The organism is Deltaproteobacteria bacterium (assembly GCA_016180855.1).
In the GTDB taxonomy this organism is placed as follows: Bacteria; UBA10199; UBA10199; order JACPAL01; family JACPAL01; genus JACPAL01.
Window position 1 is genome coordinate 49,108 of record JACPAL010000004.1, and the last position, 13,861, is coordinate 62,968.

Sequence of the window (13,861 nt, forward strand, 5' to 3'; positions counted from 1 at the left end):
CCCTGACTCAAAAGGAGGCCCTGTGAATTCTCGTCGACCTTTCTCTTTATTTGGAGTTGTTCTGATTCTCTGCCTTGCACCCCTTTCCGCTCTTTATGCGGGCGAGGCGGATATCAAACTTCCCGAATTAAAAGATGTGTTTTTCAATATTTTCGGTTTTTCCGTTGCAGGGGTTCATCTTCTCTATGCGGGATTAGTGATCTGTCTGGTTGGGGTCCTGTTTGGTCTCAAACACTTCAAGGGGACCCAACAACTTCCGGTTCATCCAGCGATGGCGGAGGTCTCTCAGACGATCTGGGAGACCTGCAAGACCTATCTGATTCAGCAAGGAAAATTCTTGGCGGGTCTGTGGGTCCTTATTGCGGCTTGCATTACCTACTACTTTGCCGGTCTTCAGCAGGCCTCCTTTTACAATGTTGTGATCATCCTTCTCTGCTCGATTTTGGGTATTGCCGGCTCCTACGGGGTCGCCTGGTTCGGGATACGGATCAACACCGTAGCCAACTCCAGGACGGCGTTCGCCTCCCTCTACCAGGGGCCGATGGCGGTCCTCTCGATTCCGCTTAAGTCCGGTATGAGTGTTGGTCTCCTTTTGGTCAGTGTTGAGCTGTTTTTCATGATCGGGATCCTGACATTCCTTCCCAAAGATCTGGCCGGTCCCTGCTTCATCGGCTTTGCAGTCGGTGAATCGCTCGGGGCGAGTGTCCTTCGTATCTGCGGAGGTATCTTTACAAAGATTGCCGATATCGGTTCTGATCTGATGAAGATCGTTTTTCATCTTCCGGAAGATGACCCTAAAAATCCGGGCGTCATTGCCGATTGTACGGGGGATAATGCCGGGGATAGTGTCGGTCCGACGGCGGACGGTTTTGAGACCTATGGTGTAACGGGCGTTGCCCTGATCGCCTTTCTCGCCTTGGCCCTTGCCGATAAGCCAGGGATTTGTGGCGAGCTGATTATCTGGATCTTTGTCATGAGGATCCTCATGATTGTCACCTCGCTTGTCTCGTATGTTCTTAACAATCGTCTGAGCATGGCAAAGTATGGTTCCAGTGATGATTTCAACATGGAGGCACCGCTGACCCATCTGGTCTGGATGACCTCCCTCATTTCCATTGCGGTGACGTTTGGTGCCAGTTATCTCCTTCTCCCCAATTATGGGGCGCTTTGGTGGGTTCTGGCAGTGATTATCAGTTGTGGCACGGCGGCCGGCGCACTGATTCCAGAGTTCACAAAAATCTTTACGAGTACCCATTCCGCTCATGTGAAAGAGGTGGTGAATTCCTCCCGGCAGGGAGGTGCCTCCTTGAATGTGCTTTCGGGTTTTGTTGCGGGGAACTTCTCAGCATTTTGGGAAGGGCTGCTGATTCTCGTCTTGATGTTGATCGCCTACTTCATGTCACAGCATCCGTCCGTTGTGCAAATGATGCCGGCCAGCTATCCCTTTGCAGCGCCGATCTTTGCCTTTGGTCTCGTTGCGTTTGGTTTTTTGGGGATGGGGCCCGTGACGATTGCGGTCGACAGTTTTGGCCCTGTGACAGACAACGCCCAATCGGTTTACGAACTCTCATTAATTGAGAAGATTGCCAACGTCCGGCAGGAGATCAAGAAGGTGTTCGGTTTTGATCCGAACTTTGAGAATGCTAAACATTGCCTTGAAAAGTCGGATGGGGCCGGGAACACCTTTAAAGCGACCGCCAAGCCGGTCTTGATCGGCACGGCAGTTGTCGGTGCCACAACAATGGTGTTTGGCATCATTCTTCTTCTGGAACACCTCTTTGGCGGTGTTGTCGAAAAATTGAGTCTGGTTCAGGCGAACGTGATCTTCGGACTTTTGCTGGGTGGTACCGTCGTCTACTGGTTTACGGGTGCCTCCACACAGGCGGTCGTGACCGGCGCCTACCGGGCGGTTGTCTACATCAAGGAGAATATCAAGCTCGAAGGATCTCACAAGGCCTCGATTGCCGACAGCAAGAAGGTAGTGGAAATTTGCACCGTCTATGCCCAGAAGGGAATGGTGAATATTTTCATCGTAATCTTCTGCCTTGCCTTGGCACTCCCGTTTTTTGATCCGTATGCCTTCATCGGGTACCTCGTGGCGATCGCCTTCTTTGGCCTCTTCCAGGCAGTCTTTATGGCGAATGCCGGTGGTGCCTGGGATAATGCCAAGAAGGTCGTGGAGGTCGATCTAAAGCAGAAGAACACACCGCTTCACGAGGCGACGGTTGTTGGGGATACGGTCGGAGATCCGTTCAAGGACACCTCCTCTGTCGCCCTGAATCCCGTCATAAAGTTTACAACGTTGTTTGGGCTGCTCGCCGTTGAGATTGCGGTGACAATGACCTCGCAGGGACTCAAGACCGCTATCGGATCGGTCTTGTTTACCGTGGCGCTCTTCTTTGTTTATCGATCATTCTACGGGATGAGGATACCGGCGGAAAAGAATTAGGCGAGGGTTGGGGGGATTTTGTTTTTTAGATTATCTTTTAGAACCCAAACAAAAAGCGTCACAAGAATCAATCCGGCTCCCAGCAGCATTCGTTGGTTGAGATCCTCGCCCATGACCAGACAGCCCAAGAAAATTCCGATTACTGGCTGGAGGAAAAGGGAGAGTGACAGTCGGATAACCGGTACCTTTTGAACCAGGATATACCAGGTACCGTAACCGATCGCGGAGCAGAAGATTCCAAGATAAACAACGGCGACCCAACTTTTGACGAGTGGTGGCTTTGCTGCGATCTCTCCAAGGAGCGGGAAGTTGAACAGGAGGTTCGTGACGAAACCGGAGAGATGCATCCAGGCGACGAGTGTCAGCGGCTTGTGACGTTGTGTCAGGCTTCGACCAACGATGGTGTTGAACCCCTCAAAACAGAGTGCGAGGATGAAAAGAAGGTTCCCCAGGAGTCGTCCACCCGTCATTGGAGAGGTGAGGAGGGCGACGTTCACATCTGAAATAATAAAAATTCCGACAATGGAGATCAGGCAAACGGTCAGCAGGTCCAGCGTCAGCTTTTCCCGGAGGATCAGCGAGGCCATTAAGGCTGTGATTAATGGTTCTGTGGCAATCATGACCGAGACATCCATCACCTGGGTCAATGCGAGGCCCTTGAGCTGGAAAAAGGGGGAACAGGTATAGTTGGCAATGCCAACCCCGATTACGAGCAGCCAGTCTCTCTTTGAAAATTGGGAGACCCCTCGAAAATAACCAAAGAGAAGAAAGACGAGCGATGCGATGCCGTAACGAAAAATCAGGACTGTCCCGACCGGCATCGATTCCAGACTGAACTTCATGGCGACATAGGAACTGGTCCAGATTATTTGAAGGAGAAAGAGGAGGGGCAGAGACAGCATCAGTCCCTCTTTGTTTTGTGAGCAAACCGGAAGAAGAGGGCCAGAACAACAACGCCGGAGAACAGAAGTACATTGACGATGGAAAAAACCTTGAAAACGAAGTCCGTTGAAAGCCAGGCGGTTGGCAGGATTGCCAGCAGACAGGAAAAAACTCCCACGACCCAGATAAGGCTCAAATCCTCGGATGACCGTCGTTTCACCATCCGGATCATTAGCGGAATGTTGAAAAAGGGCAGGGTGATCGAGGCGACAAGGCCGACGTTTTGGATCCAGTTTTCTGTTCCCAATTTTGTCTCTTATGGTTTATTAACTTTCAATTAGTACAATTTAAAATGACCAACCACAAGTATTTCTAACTTTTTATCCGCACTACCGTACGAATAAAAAGTTGAAATACTATAAAACTACTCTGAAAGGATGCGCTTAAACTCTGTTGTTAATAACGGAATGAGTTGGAAGAGATCGCCCACAATTCCGTAATCCGCCTTCTTGAAAATAGGGGCCTCTGGATCTTTGTTGATTGCAACAATCACTTTGGAGGTTCTCATGCCAGCCAGATGTTGGATAGCGCCCGAAATGCCGCAGGCGATGTAAAGATTAGGATTAACGGTCTTCCCCGTTTGACCGACCTGCATATCGTGCGAGGCATAACCCGAGTCGACCGCCGCCCGTGAGGCGCCGACCGTTGCTCCGAGGGAATCGGCTAGACCTTGAAGAAGCTTGAAATTCTCAGCGCTCTTCATGGCACGACCCCCGGAGACGATGACGGAGGCCTCTGTCAGATCGGTTTTACCAACTTGACCTTGAAGGATCTCCCTAACGACTGCCTTGAGCTCACCGGGATCAATCTCTTTCTTGAGGAGCTCGGCCTTTTGGCCGACGGAAACCACTTTGGGGATGAAAGAGTTTGGCCGGGTGGTTGCCATCTGAATCGGCGTCTGAAAGAGCACATCGGTCAATGCCTTCCCGGCAAAAATCGGCCTTGTGGCGACCAGCTTGCCCTCGTGAACCTTCAAGTTTGTGCAGTCGGTGGCCAGACCGGCACCGACCTTGGCCGAAAGTCGGGGGAAGAGGTCCTTGCCAAAGGGGCCGGCCGTACCAAGCACAATGGAGGGAGAAACCTCTTTGATAAGCGCCTCGAGTACTTTTGCGAATCCGTCAGGGCTGTACTTTGTCATTTTTGGTGAGGAGACCAGATAAATCTTCTTGGCCCCAAAGCTTCCGAGGTCTGGCGCCTCTGGGAGGGTAGCTCCCACAAAGGCAACCAAAACTTCAGCGGAGAGTTGGGAGCCGATCTCCGCCGCTTTCGAGACAAGTTCCTCGGTTACTTTTCTGACCTTGCCTTCTTGATGTTCACCGATGACTAAGATGTTGCCCATATTTCCCTCACCCTCCTCTAACCTCTCTATCGCCATTTCCCTCTCCCGCCGGGGGGAGAGGGCTCGTGATTGCCAGTGCAATTGTTGCTACGACACTTCCGAGATTATTTTCCACCTCGGCATTTTTAAATCGGATCACCTGAAAACCTTGACCTTGTAAATAAGTGTCGCGATCCTGGTCGTATTCGATCTGCTCTGCTTCATTATGAATGCCACCGTCAAGTTCAATAATCAATCGTTTCTCAACGCAACAAAAATCAGCGATGTAGTGGTCGATCGGTTCTTGCCGTCGGAATTTGACACCAAGTTTTTGGTAGCGTAACGCCCTCCACAAAATAGATTCGGCAGGGGTTTGGGTACGCCTTAGTAGGCGCGCTTTTTCAGTTGTGTTTTTTCCCTTATCCATAGAGATTTCAACTGTCGTCATTTTCCTCTCACGTCAAAAGGAGAGGGCCCGAAAGTTGATCCAATGATTAAAATTGAAGCGATTAAATCCTCCTGACTGGCCTCTTTGGCGATCCTCGGCAATTTTCAGATACGTTTTATCCGCCTCCGCCAGAAAACCCTGCCGTCTTGCGGCGATGAATGGTCCGGAGATCCGAAGTATTGGCAGAGGAGGGTCGGTGGCTACGGGGATTCCGCCAAGAAACCCCGCGGTCTTGCCGTGGGGAGCTTCATTGTAGACATCACTCATTGAGTTAAATCTGCAGCCCTCTCCCCCAGCGGGAGAGGGGATTTGCCATCCCGAAGATTCTTGCGGGTGAGGGCTAGATCACCTTCGCCTCTTCCCGAAGTAACCTCACCAACTCCTTTACCACCTGCTCCGGTTCTCCCTGAAGCATTTTGCCGGCCTGTCGCTCCGGTGGAAGCCGATAGTTCGTGTTGATTGTCCTTGGCTTGGCATCTCCCATCAATTCCGTTGCCTTGAGCGTAAGGAGCGGTTTTGTCTTTGCCTTCATGATGTTCGGCAGCGAGGCATAACGGGGGGTATTCAGGCCCTTATCACACCCCAGAACGGCGGGAAAGGTGACATCATAAACCTCTTTTGACCCACCCCCGACACGGCGATGAACGGTGGCCCCTTTTCGGTCTCCCGTTAATTCAAACTTTTCAACCACCATAACGTGTGGCCAGTTAAGAATTTCTGCGGCTATCTGGGGGACTTGTGCCGCGTCATCATCAATCGCCTGTTTTCCGCAGAATACCAGGTTAAATCCTTCCTTCTGAACGACCTGTGTGAGCAACGTGGCGGTGGCGAAAGAATCGAGTGTGAGGCCTCCATCATCAATATGAATCGCCCGGTCGGCGCCCATCGCGAGTCCCGCGCGGAGCGCATCGACGGTCTGTGAAGGTCCGAGACTCACAAGAACGACCTCTCCCGAACCTATTTTTTCCTTTGTTTTGAGAGCCTCTTCGACGGCGAATTCACAATACGGATTCACGATCTGTTTGATGCCATTCGTTTCGATACCCGAACCATCCGGCTTGACACGGATTTTTGTTTCGGTGTCCGGAACCTGTTTGATGAAGACCCCTATTTTCATTGGGTTATTCCGTAAATAAACATAAGGGATAACTGCTCCGCACAAATCTCCAAACTATATTTTTTATCTTTCATCAAGAGCCAATCGAGCGCCATTTCGTCAACCGCTCCGAAGAGTGCCCTCCGAAGAACCCTGGCGTCAAGATCTTTTCTGAAACGATTCTTCTCCTGCCCCTCATGAATAATGGACTCAACCAAATGGAGATATTCTGCGAATTTTCCCCCGCGGTATTCCTTCATAAATTTGGAGGATTGTCGGAGCTCAATCTGAAGGACTTGCGCAAGATTTGGATTCTCTTGAACCAGTTTGAGATGGAGGGAGACAAATCGCTTCAGTTTTTCTTCAGGGGAGAGATTGCCCAAAATCTCTTTATTCACCGCTTTGGTAAAGAGATCAATGGAATGCTCAAAGATGGAGATAAGGAGGTCGTCCTTGTTTTTGAAGTAGAGATAAATCGTCCCTTCCGCGACGTTTGCCCTTTTGGCAATGTCCGCAATCGTGGCGTTGTAGAAGCCTTTCTCTGCGAAAACCTCTGTGGCGGCACTAATAATGCGAACCCATTTCTCTTTCATTCTGCCAGAACCTCTATTCCATCGAGCCCCGAGGGGCAAGGCCTTCCCAACAGTTTAAGGACTGTCGGAAAAAGATCGACCGAACGGACCGATGGGCCGGTCAACGGGATGTTCGATACGATCGGGATATTCATATGTTCCCAATGTAACGATCCGTGGGTCGATTTATGTTCCGGCACCTCGTGTCTTTTTCGCAGATCGAATCCCCTGGTTGCTGACAGGACCAAATCGCCGGTTCGTCGGGAGCGGAAGATCTGAAGCAGTTGCATGAGGGCATCAGGGTACTCGGTGTTGGCCGTGAGATGGAGAGAGTCACGCTCAGACATTGTGGCAGGAAGGGGAGGGTAGCCAAATGGATCTGTACCAACAATTTGATATTGTAGGGGCGCCCCTTGGCGCGCCCCTGATTTGGGCGCAGCAAGCGGCGCCCCTACATGAACGATCGCCTCCCCTCTCCGACTCCGGACCCTGATTACTCCCTCGGCCACCTGTCCCGCTATGACATCAATCTCCGGTCTTTCGAGAAGCTTATTGAGCAGGCGGTCTTTTCTGTTTTCGATTTCATCCCACAGCATCCGCCCCTTCCAACCGTCAGTTCCTTTAAGATAGAGATGGGACATCCCGTTGCCAGAGACCATACTGGCCGCCTTGAACCGATAACGGAAGACCACCTTTGGGTAGTAAAAGGTCGAAATTCCCAATCCTTCGAGAAACTGGTTTAAGCCAAGATGGGTCTTGGTTTCCGAGAGTCCATGATCGCTGACAATAAAAATGGCCGCCTCTTCCCACTGGTTCAGGCTTTTGAGTTTCTTATGGAGGGTGCCGATCGCTTCATCAATCAGCTCGTACGATTTCAGGGCGTCTGGATGAAAGGGGCTGGCAAGGTGTGAATGTTCATCGATGCCGGGAAAAACGACGAAAAGGAATTCAGGACTTTTCTCCATTTCATGGACCATTTTTCTTGCGGCGACCCGGTCCACGAGCGACCAGTGATCGGTCAGATGGGCATAGTACCAGTACCAGATTCGTGAGAACCAGGTTCGGTTAAACCGGCGTTTGACCCCCCGTGAGACGGAGTTAAAAATATTAAAGGAACGAGGGATTAATTCAAACAGGGTATCGACCTCGTGTGACATGTCTCGCGGAATAAAAAAAGTCTCGGCCCCCACATAACTCCGGAATTTGTGAGTGGCGAACGGACGGCGGGAATAGGCCTCTTTGTCAAACCAGCGGATGCCAGGAACATTGCAGGTTCCCGGGAAACAGCCGGTGAGATACGGCATATAAGCCGGCCCGGTCGTGGAGGGAAAGGCGGAGACCCCTGTCCGAAAATGCGGGAGGTGCTCCGCGATATTTGGAAGGCGGCCTTTTTTCAAGAGGTCCTGAAAGACGTCAGCACGCGCTCCATCCGCCAGGATCATGAGGCAACGACGGAAGCTCATTTTTCTAAAGTGCATCCTCCCTTTTTCTCAGGCTTTGCCGGTTTGGGGGGAGGAGGAGAGGTTTCAGTGACCAGGCCTGGAGGTCCCCCTTCCTTCTGCTCCAGTTCCCTGAGTTTGGACTCCATGCGGTGGACAAGATCGTCATACCCGTGTTGACTGATGATGCGATCGAACTGATACCGATAGTTGTCGACCAGACTGGCGTCATCAACGATGACATCAAAAATTCGCCATGAAGAATCTGCGCGGGTCAATTTATAATGAACGGTGATTGTTAACTGTTCGGAGGGGATCTGGATAGCCGTCCGAACGCGGGCGATCGATTTTGGTTCGTTAAGAAATAACTCTCCTTCGTAAGAGACGCTGTAAGGGGCCTTGGAGGAGCCCTTGCCGTTGGCATGTTCCTTTGAAAAGATAGCTTTTTTCTCGAGGAGGCGTGTCATTAAATCGATAAACTTATCCCTCTCCTTCCGATTTAAGTCGTCCCAGTGCTGGCTTAAGGCGAGCTGACAGAGATGGGCGATGTCGAAGGTTCCGTGGAGGATTTTTTTCTTCATTTCAGCATTGAACTTTTTCTCCTCTTCATCCTTTGGATGAAGGATGTAGGCATCGAGCATGTTGTCCAGCTCCTGGATGGCACGGGTGGGGGTTCCTTCCGGGGCCTGTTGGGAAGGAGGAACAGCCGTATGAACCAACGGGGCGGCAAAAACTCCGATCCAGAGGAGAAGAGAGCTGAGCCTAAAAACTGATTTTTCCCTCATGAGGCATCCTTTCCGGTTTTTTGAGAGAGACGGGCTACGGCGACGTTGTAATTAAAAACTGCCTCGAAATACTTCCCCCGGGTCTCCAGAAAAGACTGGATCGCATCGACAAAATCTTTTGGTTCTGCGAGGCCGATGTCATAGTTGCTCTGGGTCAGAAAGAGCAGTTGACGTGAAAGCTTTCCCGCCTCCTCGGTCCGTTCGATCTCCTGCGAGGCGTTCCGAACATTCAGGTAGGCCTCTTTCAGTTCGAGAACGATTCCATCTCGGGCCAGATCTCTTTGAATTTCTGTTTTTTTCAGTTCGCTCTTTGCCTGGCGGATTTTCGCGGCGGTTCCGTGAAAGTCAAACTGTCCTGAGAGACGGAGGCCGACGCCGGCGCGGGTGAAGTTGAGGGGATCACTGAAGTCATCCGTTGTTGTGATCCCGGTGACATTGGGAGTCCTCCCCATCTCAAAAAAGGCACCAAGACCCAGGTTGGGAGTGGTGAGTCTTCTTTCGAGGAACAGTTTTTTTTCACGTGCCTGATAGGCGATATCCAGTTGTTGCAGGTCATCGCGTTGATCCAGCGCCTCCCCCTGATATTTTTCAAAAGAGGCGAGCGTTGCCTCCGTCCTATAAAGGCGGTCGCTTCTGATGTCGAAACCGATGGTTGGATCGACATCGACGAGGATTCGAAGTGCCTCCTTCGCCATGATCTCCTTTTTGTCCACCTCCTCAAGCCGTCGCTCCAGTTCTGCATGGAACAGTTTTAGTTTGAGCAGGGCGGAAGGGTCTCCTCCTCCCTTCTCCTCCCGCTTCTCGATCTCTTTGCCCAACTCCCTGGCGGCCGTATCAAGGAGACGCCGGATCTCACGGGCTAGAAGGATTCCGTTATAGAGCTCATGGACGCGGAGGGCGATCTCTTTTTTCTTCGCCTCCTTTTTTTCCTTCTCCACCCGTATTCCCAGGTCTGCCAACTGTTTTCCAGTCCCCACCTTGCCGAAGGTTTGAAGCGGGATGCCAAGCCCCACCTTTAATTTATTGAAGACGGTCAGATCACCTGAAAAAAAGCTGTCAATCGCGTGGGAGACATCCTTCGGGGCCGGCCCGACGTTGTATTCGTATTCCAGGACAGGAAATCCGATCTTTCGTACCTCATTCTCCTTCTCCTCCGCGGTCTTGATGTCGTAATCGGCAACCTCCAGTTGGCGGTTCAGGGTTGTTGCCCTTCCAAGGCACTCCTTGAGACTTAAAGAGACGGTCTTGTGATGGCCGTTCCCCCAGAGCCTCTCCGCCTTCTCGCGGGCTGTCTCTTTCCTCTCCTCCTTGCTGAATGCTGGCGTGGCAAGGAAAAGTATCAGAAGCAATGCAACGATCCTTGGTGAAGTTGAATGCATGAGAGGGTGGAAACTAGACTAGGGAGAGTCCCTTAGGCAAGCCTAAACAGCTTTAAAAACCTCTTGCCCTGGTGAGCAACCGGTCTTTTTCTATCTGTTCTCTCGCCAGAAGGTCTTTGAGGATATAGGCGACTTGCGTGCCTCCAGCCTGTTGCAGTTGGTACCACCCGAGGCTTGAATTGAGAGGGTCCTGAAGCAGCCTGGCCGTCCGATTCGCCTCTCTTTGCCAGTCTTTTTGATGTTTTGATTCTTCTGTTTGTCGCCTTTTTAGGAGGGCCGCTTCAGCAATCTTTAGACTTCTTTCAAACTGCTCTACTTTTTGTTCCAGCGGGACGAATCGTGGATTTTTTCTAAAGAGATGTTCGACGAGATCGGAGGGGCCAACGGGAAAATTGGGGTACCGTCTCCGGGACTTTTCAAATTCTTTCCGGGCCTCCTCCAGTTCATCCAACGCCTCCTGATGTTTGCGGAGCGCCTCCATGTAATGCTTCCCCTCGATATCCGGATGATCACCGGCGACCAACTCCATGGTCAACGACCGATCCTCGATCTTTCGGGCAAACGTCTTGTAGCGATCCTGAAGCATTTTCTGCTGCTCATCAGAAACCTCTTCACCCGCCTCCAGTCGATCTTCGATCGCTTCGTACATCTGTCTGTATTCCAGGTAATCCTTTGAAACCCACTCCACCAGATCCGACTTTGTCTGGGAGTAGGCCCCAAGCCGGGAGCGTCTTCCAAACCACTCCATTCCGGTCAGGAGAGCGGTCGTGGCGGTAAAGCGGGTCAAATAGGTGAGTCCCCTCAAACCCCTTTGCCAGCGGATCCCCTGGGCGATATTTCCGGCCTCAAACGCGCAAAGGGCCCGGTATCCCATCTTTTGAATGATCAATGGTTCGATCAGGAATCGTCCCAATGCCAGATGAAACCCTGAAAAAAGGGTGCCGACTATGAGGTTTGAGAAAGGGGTCCATTCCCGGTCGTGATACCATTGAACGACCGACATCGAACACCAGGGGGTGAAAATGTTTTGGATCACTCCCCGAAGATAGGGAGATTTTCCAAAGAGGCTACTGCAAAGACCGCCTGCAAGACCGAAGAGGGTAAAAATCAGAACCTCCGGAATCGTTTCACCCCAGTCCACTTTTTCTCCAACCAGGGTTTTGGAAAGGAACACGGCGCCTCCTATCTCGAGGGCTGAAAAGCTGCCCCGCAGCCCAACCTGTTTGGCGCGTTGGCCGACGGTTTCTGGTGGAGGTCCGTTCAGATGGGCATCAATCATGATCCTTCTTGCGGTGATAAACTGGGGTTCCGTTTTCTGGGTGTGAAATTTAACCGATGGTGTTTCAAGCGGGATGTAATCCCCATCATTCGGAGCGGTTTCAGGGAGGCCTTGTGGTTCAGCAAGACGAACGACGCTTGCCTCTCCTTGGCCTCGAGGTGAGGCAGCCATTGTTGCAACGGCGTCGGTCAGCAGTCGACATTGATTGACTCCTGTCTGCCCGGCCAATTCCATCTGGATCTCGGCTCCCGATGTGGCGGTGGTGAGGTTTCTTGCGCCCGGTGGGAGATGAAGATGCATCCCCTTGCCTCTCATGGCAGGACCGGCAACCATCTCGACCGCTCGTGCCTTGTCATCGATATGACCGATTTGCTCCATCGCTTCGGCCACGAGCGGTTTGCCGCCAAGTCGTGCATAAGGGGCCCCTTTGTTGGTGTCATATCCTGGGGTGAGGGTCTCTTGCTTGGTGACGGCAAAATCATCGGCAGTCATCCGGGTTGGATCTCGCCGGTATTGGTCGAATGCATTTTGAATTGCGCGGATCTGATCCTGAAACGTGAAAATGTTCGGGGCCTGACGGACGATCCCCTCCAGATGCTGGATCGCCTCCCTGGGGTCGCGAGGCAGTGGCTCTTCCGGCTCAATTCCGAGAAAGGCCTTTGCAAAGGCCGGGGATTCATACGCGATCGCGGCGACCCGATGATCATACCCTAAGGTATAAAGAACAACTGATTTGCCCGAGCCCTCTGCCAAGCCTAACAGGTAAGCCTGTGCCCCCAGGTAAAAGTGCGTATGGATCGGGAATGAGGCGGCATCGGGACGGACCCGCAGGAGGGGGATATGCGCCTCTGTTAAAAGATAATCGAGACCTCCCGGCACATGCCGTCTGATAAGCTGACCGAGACGAATCGGTTCTGACCAGCGGGCGATCGTGTCATCAAGGTCGTGAGAGGGGGAGCCGTAGGTTCGTCCTGCTTTGTGTGCCCTGTTATAGATTTCCTGATCATAAGGATTTGGTTCGATCCCAAAGCGTCTTAGATGGCCATCCAGGGAGGGGGGGTCCGCCATAGGTCATTTAGTTCTTTATATTCCTTCTTGTGATGAGGAGACGGATTCCCATTTCATCGACATGAGTGCCAGGCAGGAGTCCACAGGAGTCCCCTGTACAGAACGGGATATCGGCCGATCTAAACGACTCCCCCTCACTCAGGCAGGGGATATTGGGGACGACCCCCGTAAACGCCTCACTTCTCTTGGCGATTGGTCGTCCATCGGAAAAATCAGGGATTGAAACGGCAACCTCTTCACCTGTCTCTTGATCCGTCGCGGTTCTTTCTCTCCCCGCCGTCGGTTTGCAGTCATTGGTGGCATCAAACATCTCAGCCCAGAAACCTTCGGAAAGCGTTCCGTCATCCCCTCGATTTATCTCCCGATCGTTAGTCGACCAGAAGGTCAGGGTGAGATTTGCAGTGAGCGGCTGATCCGGATTGGTGCGATCGTAGGGGTTGTCAGAAAATTCCCAGTCGGTTTGAACAAACATCCCTGAGCCCATGAGCAGGGCGGTCTCTCTCGGCAGGAGCGGTTCCGTCTCTCCCGTAACCGTGAGGAGTCCCAGAATGTTTCCCCAACAGCCTTGATGGAAGCATTGGGCAAACAGGTCTTCGTGCATCTGGCGCGCGACTGTATTGCGGAGCGCCGTTTGACACTCCTCCAGCTGTTCGTCGCTGACCGCCCCTTCCTCGCGACAGAGCTGACGGTGATAATCAAGAAATTTGGGGAGACTATTCCATTGGGCAAACTTATAGTCCGTGGCATGGATGGCGTCCATAAAGCTGGAGGCAACGTCGACGCGATCGATCTGGTAATCAACACAGACCTGACTGAGCGGTTCGTATGGAGTTGTCGCGTTATTAACCCACGGGTGCTCGTAGCGGAGCCCCTTCGCATAGAAGGTTACTACGATGTCATAATTAGCCGGCTCGCAGGCCTCGTCAGCCTGATCGGTTCCGGTCGGTCTTGTTTCGGGAGGGAGGGTGGGATTATCATCCCCTCCACAGGCCTCAAGCAGAATGGCCCCTCCTACCAGTAGGGCTAGCGGCGATGCCCTATTAATCGGCAAATGGATCATTGTTTAAATCCCCTTTTTAGTCCGAG

General features: G+C 52.1%; 13 protein-coding genes. 1 reads left to right on the top strand and 12 read right to left on the bottom strand.

Going from position 1 to position 13,861, the window contains the following annotated elements; translation table 11 throughout:
- The first annotated feature begins 61 nt into the window (after positions 1-61).
- Positions 62-2,449 carry a sodium-translocating pyrophosphatase gene (locus tag HYT77_02485; protein MBI2066863.1) on the top strand — a complete coding sequence of 796 codons (2,388 nt, stop codon included), beginning with the start codon at positions 62-64 and terminating at the stop codon, positions 2,447-2,449.
- Here HYT77_02485 and HYT77_02490 read toward each other — a convergent pair.
- From HYT77_02490 to HYT77_02545, 12 genes are all read right to left on the bottom strand, one after another.
- Positions 2,446-3,351, bottom strand: a complete 906-nt coding sequence (locus HYT77_02490) for a DMT family transporter (GenBank protein MBI2066864.1) — start codon at positions 3,349-3,351, stop codon at positions 2,446-2,448. The genes HYT77_02485 and HYT77_02490 overlap by 4 nt on opposite strands.
- On the bottom strand, positions 3,351-3,638 hold the full coding sequence (locus tag HYT77_02495) for a hypothetical protein (protein ID MBI2066865.1): 288 nt from the start codon (positions 3,636-3,638) through the stop codon (positions 3,351-3,353). The genes HYT77_02490 and HYT77_02495 overlap by 1 nt, the downstream gene beginning before the upstream one ends.
- Positions 3,639-3,755: 117 nt before the next feature.
- Entirely contained in the window at positions 3,756-4,730 is a 975-nt protein-coding gene (locus HYT77_02500; protein ID MBI2066866.1) for an electron transfer flavoprotein subunit alpha/FixB family protein, read from the bottom strand.
- A gap of 7 nt (positions 4,731-4,737) precedes the next feature.
- Complete coding sequence (locus tag HYT77_02505) at positions 4,738-5,136, bottom strand: endonuclease domain-containing protein (protein ID MBI2066867.1); 399 nt, start codon at positions 5,134-5,136, stop codon at positions 4,738-4,740.
- A gap of 33 nt (positions 5,137-5,169) precedes the next feature.
- Entirely contained in the window at positions 5,170-5,424 is a 255-nt protein-coding gene (locus HYT77_02510; GenBank protein ID MBI2066868.1) for a hypothetical protein, read from the bottom strand.
- Between the two features lie 73 nt (positions 5,425-5,497).
- The gene (locus HYT77_02515) at positions 5,498-6,274 is read right to left on the bottom strand and encodes an electron transfer flavoprotein subunit beta/FixA family protein (GenBank protein ID MBI2066869.1); all 777 of its coding nucleotides are present in this window, start codon (positions 6,272-6,274) and stop codon (positions 5,498-5,500) included.
- A complete protein-coding gene (locus tag HYT77_02520; protein MBI2066870.1) occupies positions 6,271-6,846 on the bottom strand; it encodes a TetR/AcrR family transcriptional regulator in 576 nt (191 codons plus the stop codon). The genes HYT77_02515 and HYT77_02520 overlap by 4 nt, the downstream gene beginning before the upstream one ends.
- The gene (locus HYT77_02525) at positions 6,843-8,288 is read right to left on the bottom strand and encodes an alkaline phosphatase family protein (protein ID MBI2066871.1); all 1,446 of its coding nucleotides are present in this window, start codon (positions 8,286-8,288) and stop codon (positions 6,843-6,845) included. Before HYT77_02525 ends, HYT77_02520 begins: the two co-directional genes overlap by 4 nt.
- Positions 8,285-9,049: an ABC transporter substrate-binding protein gene (locus tag HYT77_02530; GenBank protein ID MBI2066872.1), complete on the bottom strand. Its 765-nt coding sequence runs from the start codon at positions 9,047-9,049 to the stop codon at positions 8,285-8,287. The genes HYT77_02525 and HYT77_02530 overlap by 4 nt, the downstream gene beginning before the upstream one ends.
- Positions 9,046-10,428 carry a TolC family protein gene (locus HYT77_02535; protein ID MBI2066873.1) on the bottom strand — a complete coding sequence of 461 codons (1,383 nt, stop codon included), beginning with the start codon at positions 10,426-10,428 and terminating at the stop codon, positions 9,046-9,048. The genes HYT77_02530 and HYT77_02535 overlap by 4 nt, the downstream gene beginning before the upstream one ends.
- 52 nt (positions 10,429-10,480) lie before the next feature.
- Positions 10,481-12,775: a hypothetical protein gene (locus tag HYT77_02540; GenBank protein ID MBI2066874.1), complete on the bottom strand. Its 2,295-nt coding sequence runs from the start codon at positions 12,773-12,775 to the stop codon at positions 10,481-10,483.
- A 7-nt stretch (positions 12,776-12,782) separates the two neighbouring features.
- A complete protein-coding gene (locus HYT77_02545; GenBank protein MBI2066875.1) occupies positions 12,783-13,835 on the bottom strand; it encodes a hypothetical protein in 1,053 nt (350 codons plus the stop codon).
- Between the last annotated feature and the right edge of the window lie 26 nt (positions 13,836-13,861).